5 protein-coding genes are annotated in these 10,259 nt (G+C 33.2%); all 5 read right to left on the bottom strand.

Annotated features, from left to right (window positions below; all coding sequences use genetic code 11):
• The coding region (locus CXF67_RS00435; RefSeq protein WP_102086944.1) for a polysaccharide pyruvyl transferase family protein at positions 1-1,056 on the bottom strand (1,056 nt) is incomplete at its 3' end.
• Positions 1,040-1,735 carry a cytidylyltransferase domain-containing protein gene (locus CXF67_RS00430; protein WP_102086943.1) on the bottom strand — a complete coding sequence of 232 codons (696 nt, stop codon included), beginning with the start codon at positions 1,733-1,735 and terminating at the stop codon, positions 1,040-1,042. The genes CXF67_RS00430 and CXF67_RS00435, both read right to left, overlap by 17 nt.
• A 2-nt stretch (positions 1,736-1,737) precedes the next feature.
• Positions 1,738-2,814 (bottom strand): N-acetylneuraminate synthase family protein, encoded by a 1,077-nt coding sequence (locus CXF67_RS00425; RefSeq protein WP_102086942.1) that lies wholly within the window; start codon positions 2,812-2,814, stop codon positions 1,738-1,740.
• Positions 2,815-3,149: 335 nt separating this feature from the next.
• Positions 3,150-3,422: a UpxY family transcription antiterminator gene (locus CXF67_RS00420; protein ID WP_180957853.1), complete on the bottom strand. Its 273-nt coding sequence runs from the start codon at positions 3,420-3,422 to the stop codon at positions 3,150-3,152.
• A gap of 2,737 nt (positions 3,423-6,159) precedes the next feature.
• Entirely contained in the window at positions 6,160-7,581 is a 1,422-nt protein-coding gene (locus tag CXF67_RS00415; RefSeq protein WP_180957852.1) for a nucleotide sugar dehydrogenase, read from the bottom strand.
• Positions 7,582-10,259: the final 2,678 nt, after the last annotated feature.

The raw sequence follows: 10,259 nt of genomic DNA, 5'->3' as shown, positions 1-10,259 counted from the left end.
AAACTCCTTAAAAGCTTTATGTTGTATTTTTTCAACATTATCCCATTTTTCTTTTGCCTCATCCATAATAATATTTAATTTATGAATGTTTTCTAAATTATTTTTAAATGCCTCAGAAACAGATGGGGTTTTCACATATTTAATATCCCAACTACCTATACCTAAATCTTCTAATAGCTGCTCTGCTCTTTCATCATAGCTAATATTTATAACAGGCGTTCCAAAAGATAAACTAGGAAGAGTAGCGTGAAGTCGATAACTTACAACTAACTCAGCATTAGAAAGCAATGACAAGTATTCAAAAACATTACTAGTATATACAAAGTCAACATTTTCTATATCTCTAAAATAAGATGCATATTCGCAATCCCTTGCATCATTACATAATAAACGAATACGTTTGTACCCTTTTTGCTTTAATATGCGAATTATTTTAGTTAATTCATCTGTCATAGTTAATTGATACTTTTGAGGCAGATTTACTAATGAGGGAGTTCTTATCGAAATCAAAACGCCTACATGATCATTTTTAGGTAAAATGTTTTTATAATCATCATATTTTCCTAAAAATATTGTAGGACAACCCCCAAAAATTGAGTTAGTAGATCCTATATTTTGTAAATGCTTTAATGTTGAACTATCTCTAACTAATGAAATATCTGCATAACTATGTAAACTCGCTAATTTTGAATCTGGTATAACATCAGTCCTTGGTACTAAATCAACTTTTCTATCATATACTTTACCTAAAGAGTTAGAAAAAAGCATTAATGGAACTTCAAGTGCTTCTAGAGCAGTTCCATTAAAATCTATTTCATTATTTTCATATAAATTTCCACCACCAACAATAACTCCATCACCAACACGATTAATCTCATAGATTGTTTTCGAAGACAAACCTGCTTTTGAATGAGATTCATATAATGAAGTAGCAGGAATATCTATAATATTAACCATTCTTCCAAATGCTTCATAAACTAGATTTCTTAAAGCTATGGAAATGGCATCATTTCCAATATTGTGCCCTTTGGGGCGAACATTAAATAGTGTAATCATCTTTTAAGATTTTTTTATATGTTAAATTAATTTGAGATTCTTTTGATATGTTTTGAAAGTATCTTTTTATATTGTTATAATCATTTACTGTATCTATTGTTAAGGAAGTTTCCGAGTGGTTCACTTCCGCTTCCATACCATAATAATTAATTTTATCAATTAACCTATATAGGTGCATGGTTACATGTTCTTTTTCTTTTTCGTCTACTTCAACAGAAAATTCCTGGTAAAAACTGGACTTAAACCATTCAACGGCAACACCATATGGATAGGTTCGATTTTTAATGTTTGTAATAAATTCAAAATCTTGTGTAATATGATTAAAACCCTCGATTATCAAGTCTAAATCTACAAAAGGACAATCTCCATTTACTCTACAAATATATTTGTAATTAGTTTTTCTTATAAATGATAAAGTTCTCTCTACAACATTATCTTCATCCCCTCTAAAAACATCAATTCCTAAACTTTCAACAAAGGTTACTAATTCGTCATCTTGAGTTGTTGTTGTTGTTGCTAAAAAAACCTTCACAGGTATTTTTTTTTCTAAAACTTTTAATTTGTTTACAATTAATTCGATCAATTTAAAATCACCTATTTGTATAAAAGCTTTTCTTGGTAATCTTGAAGAACCTAATCGCGCATATATTACAACAGCTCCAAGAGTATTCTTTTTCATATTTATAACATTTTCTTTTCTTTCATTTCATTAACCCAAAAACTATCTGCTTCTTTCCATGATAATTTTGTGTCTTTAAAAGCCAATGAATTTTTCAAATCAATTGATTCATATTCATTAATATCTTCACCTGCATATACCCCTACAAGTTTATTTTTTTCATCAGGGTTAAATTTATTTGTTGGCCTTAAGGCTATTAAATTATCTTCGGTAATAACATCTCCCTTTTTAATTGATTTCTTTAAATATAAACCTCTTCTAGCTCTAACCTTTGTAACATCTTCTTTTGAATCCGATTTATTAATTAAATCAGGCAATAACGACCGTTCTATTGCTCTTATATTTTTTATGTAAGCTTTAAATTCATTTGGACTTGATGCGTATTTATGATCAAAACCATCCATTAATTTATCAATTGTAAAATGCTTTTCTATAAAAACAACTCCTTTTGAAGTTGCAACGCAAGCAGCAATACTGTTCATTGTGTGATCTGAAAGACCTATTTCACAATTAAATATTGAATTCAGTTCGTCTAACCTATATAGGTTAGTATTCTTAAGATCACAAGGATAAACTGACACACAATGTAAAATTTTAAGATTAGAAATATTTCCTTTTTCAGAAAAAGCATTGACACTAATTTTAATTTCATCAATATTTGCCATTCCTGTACTTATAATTAAAGGCAAGTTTTTAGTTGAAATATATTTAATTAATTCAACATTATTTAAATCACTTGATGCTAGCTTAATAAATGGAACTCCTAGTTCTATTAGGAAATCGACCCCGCCAATATCAAATACTGAAGCAGTAAACTCAATACCAACTGTAGTCGCATATTCTTTTACTTTCCTCCATTCATCATATGTTAGAGTCTCAGAATGACGTCTTTTATGAACAATATTTTCAATTTTTTTACCTTGTTCCCAATAATAAGGAACATAAAGTAAATCCGGATTGATAATTTGAAACTTTACAAAATCTGCTTTTGCTGCAAGAGCTATATCAACTAATTGAAATGCTAAATTTATTTCTCCATTATGATTTGATCCTGCCTCAGCAATTATTTTTACTTTCATTAGAAATATTATTTTTTTTCCGAATTTGTGTTCTTACCAGATGCGTATTAGGTTTTATACCTTTTACTTCATTAGAAGCTTCATTCAATATTATAAAGAAAATTTAATCTACAATTTCTTTAATATGCTCAAAAGGTAGTGTAAATTGCTTAAAAATATTTAAAACATCTACTTGCACTATTACCTTTTGTTTTCCACTCGTTGCCATATACACTCCTTTTAAACTTTTTTAAGAACCAACTACCACCTCTACTGCTGCATAATTGGCAAGACTACGGGGGGTTATTTTCTTGGCACCTTCGCTGTTTTTTGTTAAAATTTTTAAATTATTTATTTCATCTTCTTGAACAATGGCGGGTTTGCCTAAATGCCTTAAAAACACCTACAACTCCTTGAGTTTTAACAACAGCCAATAGATCTTTAGGAGTTGCTTGCAAAAACACAAAAGAGGATATTAAAGGCGCTACTACTTTCTTTTTTCGATCGCTCCATTGTTTTATGGTGGTCATTAAAGGTAAAAAACTTTCATACCCTTGCTTTTGGAGCCTTTCATGCACTTGTTTTTCTGCCCTTGAATTGGTATGTAAAGCGTACCAAAATACTTTCAAATTTAATATCTTTTTAATGTATAATTACGAATATTTGCTAACAGCTTGCAAGGCTTCGACACCCTGGATCCCATAAATGGGTCAGATGAGGGTTTTCATATTTTACTCTAGAGCCTTGGTTACTCAGCTTTAGAATCCGCTAACATACACTTGCCATGTTATGCGAAAGTTGCCTAAACATTAGCTTTAAGGGCACTTTGCATTTAACGTATAAGCGTATGCAAATAAGAGCGTTTTCTTAAAGAAAACAAAAATAAAGTGCATGTTTTTTTTGATAAATCTTATTGTGTTTGAAAGTAGGGATTGTCTTTTGGCTGTGTTGTGAAATCATTTGATGGGGAAAGTGGTGTCACTTCGAGCCTGTCATTCCATGTAAGGCAATAGCCGCGGTAGGGAAGCTGTTTAAGTGTAACTGCTTATTTAGGCTTTAGATAGAGCTAGTGCTTTTATTCATTTTTTCCATTGATGAAAAAACGAACCAAAAAAATCTAGGCTGACGAAATTCTTCCTAAAATTTACGTTTGCTGTCTAAATTTTAGAAACTCGGCTAATAAAAACAGCCTCAAACAGTCTAAAATTTTACGACACCTTCACTTTAATTTTTACGGCTTAATTTAGTAGGCCGTTTTTCTTTGTATTGTGGAACTTGAAGCCTTGAATTCACTGTTGTCATTCCGACAGAGAAGTTCTTTTACTTCGACGAGGAATCTCTCCTATTCCATGCAAGGCGATAGCCGCGGTAAGGAATCTGTTTAAGTGATGTATTTTGGCTTGAAATGTAACTCTTTATTTAAGATTTAGATAAAATTATTACTTTCATTCCTTTTTTCCATTGATAAAAAACGAACCAAAAAAATCTAGGCTGATGAAATTCCTCCTAAAATTTTCGCTCACCCTCTAAATTTTAGAAACTCAGCTGATAAAAACAGCCTCAAACAGTCTAAAATTTTACGGCTTAATTTAGTAGGCCGTTTTTCTTTGTACTGTGGAACTTAAAGCCTTGAATTCACTATTGTCATTCCGACAGAGAAGTTCTTTTACTTCGACGAGGAATCTCTCCCATTCCGTGCAAGGCGATAGCCGCGATACGGAATCTGTTTTAGTGTAACTCTCTATTTAAGATTTAGATAAAATTAGTGTTTTTATTCATTTTTTCCATTGATGAAAAAACGAACCAAAAAAATCTAGGCTTACGAAATTCTTCCTAAAATTATCGCTCACCCTCTAAATTTTAGAAACTCGGCTAATAAAAACAGCCTCAAACAGTCTAAAATTTTACGACACCTTCACTTTAATTTTTACGGCTGAATTTAGTAGGCCGTTTTTCTTTGTATTATGGAACTTGAAGCCTTGAATTCACTATTGTCATTCCGACAGAGAAGTTATTTTACTTCGACAAGGAATCTCTCCCATTCCATGCAAGGCGATAGCCGCGATACGGAATCTGTTTAAGTGTAACTTTTTATTTAAGCTTTAGATAGAACTAGTGCTTTTATTCATTTTTTCCATTGATGGAAAAACGAACCAAAAAAATCTAGGCTTACGAAATTCTTCCTAAAATTTACGTTTGCTGTCTAAATTTTAGAAACTCGACTGGAAGACAGCCTCAGACAGTCTAAAATTTTACGACACCTTCACTTTAATTTTTACGGCTTAATTTAGTAGGCCGTTTTTCTTTGTATTGTGGAACTTGAAGCCTTGAATTCACTATTGTCATTCCGACAGAGAAGTTCTTTTACTTCGACGAGGAATCTTTCCTATTCCATGCAAGTCGATAGCCGCGATACGGAATCTGTTTAAGTGTAACTCTTTATTTAAGCTTTAGATAGAACTAGTGCTTTTATTCATTTTTTCCATTGATGAAAAAATGAATAAAAAAAATCTAGGCTGACGAAATTCTTCCTAAAATTTACGTTTGTTGTCTAAATTTTAAAAACTCGGCTGGAAGACAGCCTCAGACAGTCTAAAATTTTACGACACCTTCACTTTAATTTTTACGGCTTAATTTAGTAGGCCGTTTTTCTTTGTATTGTGGAACTTGAAGCCTTGAATTTACTATTGTCATTCCGACAGAGAAGTTCTTTTACTTCAACGAGGAATCTCTCCCATTCCGTAAAAGGTGATAGTTGCGATAAGGAATGTTTTTAGGTTGTGTTCTGAATATTGAAAAGGTCTATCTTAACGTGGCTTCGATACACCCCGCTACAAAAAAGCGGGTCACTAGTCACCAACTATCCGACAACCGACAACCGACCACTTACCAATAGACCATTACACTACTACGCCATTATACTAATCACCACTAATATCTCCCTTAGGTTCAGTCGAGCGGTAGTTTTCATTAAAATTTGAATTGTCAATTTTGAAATTTTAAATATGAAATCTGTTACTCCCTGTCACTTCAAGTGATTTTCGATAGAGAATCGTATCGAGAAGTGTCATGAAGTTGTGAGCTGGAAAAAGTTCTCGATAAAAAATACGTTTTTTCCAAAAGTAAAATTCTCTCAAACTAACATTTATTTAACTCAAAATAAAGGCGTTTTCATTTAACATAGGAAACGCCTCATATATAGCTTATACCAAATTAAATTTATAATGTCGTATAAATAAATTGAATTATTTTTTGACTAATTGAAGTTAAAAATAATTAGCATAGCCTTAGTTACGGTAATTATTTTTAATAAAAATCAGGCGAAAAAGAAATGATTTATTGCGACATTATAGGTTTAAATTGGTATTAGTTGCCAATAATATTCAAATTAAATCCGAGTGCTTCCATGCTGATCTGGTCAAGTATTCGTCGACCGTCAAAAACAAAAGCCGGTTTGTACATGTCGTCATAGATGCTTTTCCAATCTAAAGATTTGAACTCATCCCATTCTGTCATTACAGCAATAGCATGGGCATTTTGACAAGCCTCTTTAGCGGTTTTGACAACTTTCACGCGTTGGCGAATAGTTTCAGAATCATGATGACCTAAATACTCCAAGTCAGCATAAATTTGTTCTGCCTTAACTTTCGGATCATAAACAATAACATCAGCTTGCTCACTTAAAAGATAATCTGATACATAAATCGCAGCCGACTCCCTAGTATCATTGGTGTCTTTTTTGAAAGCCCAACCTAGCATCGCTATTTGCTTACCAGAGACTGTATTATATAGTGTTTTAACAATATTTTTGGCAAAACGGAGCTTTTGGTGGTCATTGAGTATAATCACTTGCTCCCAATAATCCGCCACTTCTTGAAGTCCTAAAGACTTAGATATGTAAACTAGATTTAGAATATCCTTTTGAAAGCACGAGCCCCCAAAACCAACAGAAGACTTTAAAAACTTAGAACCGATTCTGGAATCCATACCTATAGCACGTGCCACTTCATCGACATTTGCGCCTGTTTTTTCACAAATTTCACTCATGGCATTAATACTGGAGATCCGTTGTGCTAAAAAGGCATTGGCAGTGAGTTTGGACAACTCCGAAGACCAAACATTGGTCGTCAAAATTTGAGCCTTTGGTACCCAATGGGCATAGACATCTACTAAAGTCTGCATAGCCGCTTGACCTTCTGCTGTATGTGTATCGCCACCTATCAAGATACGATCAGGTTCTAATAAATCATCAATAGCAGTCCCTTCTGCCAGAAACTCTGGATTAGATAAAATTTGAAAATTGACACCATTCCCAGTATTATCAAGTATATCCTTAAGTGCCTCTGCTGTTCTCACTGGCAACGTTGACTTTTCAACGATAATTTTATCAGTCTTCGCTACACGCGCAATTTGACGAGCGCATAATTCTATAAATTTAAGATCAGCAGCCATGCCTTTACCCATACCATAAGTTTTAGTTGGGGTGTTTACTGAAATAAAAATAATATCGGCTTCATCGATAGCCTCATCTACTTTTGTGGAGAAAAATAAGTTTTTGTCCCGTGTTTCCAAGACAATTTCAGATAAGCCAGGTTCATAAATTGGAATGTGTTCAACATTGGGATCATTCCAAGCTGCCACTCGTGATTCATTGAGATCAACCACATGAACTTTAATTTCTGGGCATTTCTGGGCAATTACAGCCATTGTTGGTCCACCTACGTAACCTGCGCCAATACAGCAGATATTTTTTATTGTTTTAGTCATTGTATTTGTTAGTGATATCATTAATTAATAATAGATCGTTCTGCTTAATGATTCTAAGTTATTGTCATTGGAAACTTAGAGATTGTTTTATCAAACAAGTTTACGAAATTATAGTTTTTTTATAAGTAAATGTTCTAGTCGTCCAAATTTTAGATGAAAACTTCAAAATATAAAATGATATCTAGTCCACCGATCACTTCGAGGCTGTCACTTCGAGCCTGTCATTCCATGTAAGGCGTTAGCCGCAATGCGGAATCTGTTTAAGTGTAACTGCTTATTTAAGCTTTAGATAGAGCTAGTGCTTTTATTCATTTTTTCCATTGATGAAAAAACGAACCAAAAAAATCTAGGCTTACGAAATTCTTCCTAAAATTTACGTTTGCTGTCTAAATTTTAGAAACTCGGCTAATAAAAACAGCCTCAAACAGTCTGAAATTTTACGAGGCTTTTTCTTCAATTTTTACGGCTTAATTTAGTAGGCCGTTTTTCTTTGTAGTGTGGAACTTGAAGCCTTGAATTCACTATTGTCATTCCGACAGAGAAGTTATTTTACTTCGACAAGGAATCTCTCCCATTTCGTAAAAGGCGATAGCCGCGATGCGGAATCTGTTTTAGTGTAACTCTTTATTTAAGATTTAGATAAAATTATTACTTTCATTCCTTTTTTCCATTGATAAAAAAACGAACCAAAAAAATCTAGGCTGACGAAATTCCTCCTAAAATTTACGTTTGCTGTCTAAATTTTAGAAACTCGGGGGGAAGACAGCCTCAAACAGTCTGAAATTTTACGACACCTTCACTTTAATTTTTACGGCTTAATTTAGTAGGCCGTTTTTCTTTGTATTGTGGAACTTGAAGCCTTGAATTCACTATTGTCATTCCGACAGAAAAGTTCTTTTACTTCGACGAGGAATCTTTCCTATTCCATGCAAGGCGATAGCCGCGGTGAGGAATCTGTTTAAGTGATGTATTTTGGCTTAAAGTGTAACTCTTTATTTAAGATTTAGATAAAATTATTACTTTCATTCATTTTTTCCATTGATGAAAAAACGAACCAAAAAAATCTAGGCTCACGAAATTCCTACTAAAAATATCGCTCACCCTCTAAATTTTAGAAACTCAGCTGATAAAAACAGCCTCAAACAGTCTAAAATTTTACGAGACTTTTGCTTCAATTTTTACAGCTTAATTTAGTAGGCCGTTTTTTAACTATCGTGAAACTTGATACTTCAAGGCTGTCACTTCGAGTCTGTCATTCCATGCAAGGCGATAGCCGCGGTAAGGAATCTGTTTAAGTGATGTATTTTGGCTTAAAGTGTAACTGCTTATTTAAGCTTTAGATAAAATTAGTGTTTTCATTCCTTTTTTCCATTGATGAAAAAACGAACCAAAAAAATCTAGGCTTACGAAATTCTTCCTAAAATTTACGTTTGCTGTCTAAATTTTAGAAACTCGGCTGTAAGACAGCCTCAGACAGTCTAAAATTTTACGACACCTTCACTTTAATTTTTACGGCTTAATTTAGTAGGCCGTTTTTCTTTGTATTGTGGAATTTGAAGCCTTGAATTCACTATTGTCATTCCGACAGAGAAGTTATTTTACTTCGACAAGGAATCTTTCCTATTCCGTGCAAGGCGATAGCCGCGGTAAGGAATCTGTTTAAGTGTAACTCTTTATTTAAGCTTTAGATAGAACTAGTGCTTTTATTCATTTTTTCCATTGATGAAAAAACGAACCAAAAAAATCTAGGCTGACGAAATTCTTCCTAAAATTTATGTTTGCTGTCTAAATTTTGGAACTCGGCTGGAAGACAACCTCAGACAGTCTAAAATTTTACGACACCTTCACTTTAATTTTTACGGCTTAATTTAGTAGGCCGTTTTCTAAATATCGTGAAACTTGATACTTCGAGGCTGTCACTTCGAGTCTGTCATTCCATGCAAGTCGATAGCCGCGGTAAGGAATCTGTTTAAGTGATGTATTTTGGCTTAAAGTGTAACTCTTTATTTAAGATTTAGATAAAATTATTACTTTCATTCCTTTTTTCCATTGATAAAAAAACGAACCAAAAAAATCTAGGCTTACGAAATTCTTCCTAAAATTTACGTTTGCTGTCTAAATTTTAGAAACTCGGGGGGAAGATAGCCTCAGACAGTCTAAAATTTTACGACACCTTCACTTTAATTTTTAAGGCTTAATTTAGTAGGCCGTTTTTCTTTGTATTGTGGAACTTGAAGCCTTGAATTCACTATTGTCATTCCGACAGAGAAGTTCTTTTACTTCGATGAGGAATCTCTCCCATTCCGTGCAAGGCGATAGCCGCGGTAAGGAATCTGTTTAAGTGATGTATTTTGGCTTAAAGTGTAACTCTTTATTTAAGCTTTAGATAGAACTATTGCTTTTATTCATTTTTTCCATTGATGAAAAAACGAACCAAAAAAATCTAGGCTGACGAAATTCTTCCTAAAATTTACGTTTGCTGTCTAAATTTTAGAAACTCGGCTGGAAGAAAGCCTCAAACAGTCTAAAATTTTACGACACCTTCACTTTAATTTTTACGGCTTAATTTAGTATGCCGTTTTCTAAATATCATGAAAGTTGATACTTCAAGGCTGTCACTTCGAGTCTGTCATTCCATATAAGGCGATAGCCGCGGTAAGGAATCTGTTTAAGTGATGTATTTTGGCTTAAAGTGTAAC

This window comes from Psychroflexus sp. MES1-P1E (assembly GCF_002836055.1).
Classification (GTDB): domain Bacteria; phylum Bacteroidota; class Bacteroidia; order Flavobacteriales; family Flavobacteriaceae; genus Psychroflexus.
This window is presented reverse-complemented; position numbering and strand designations above follow the sequence as displayed.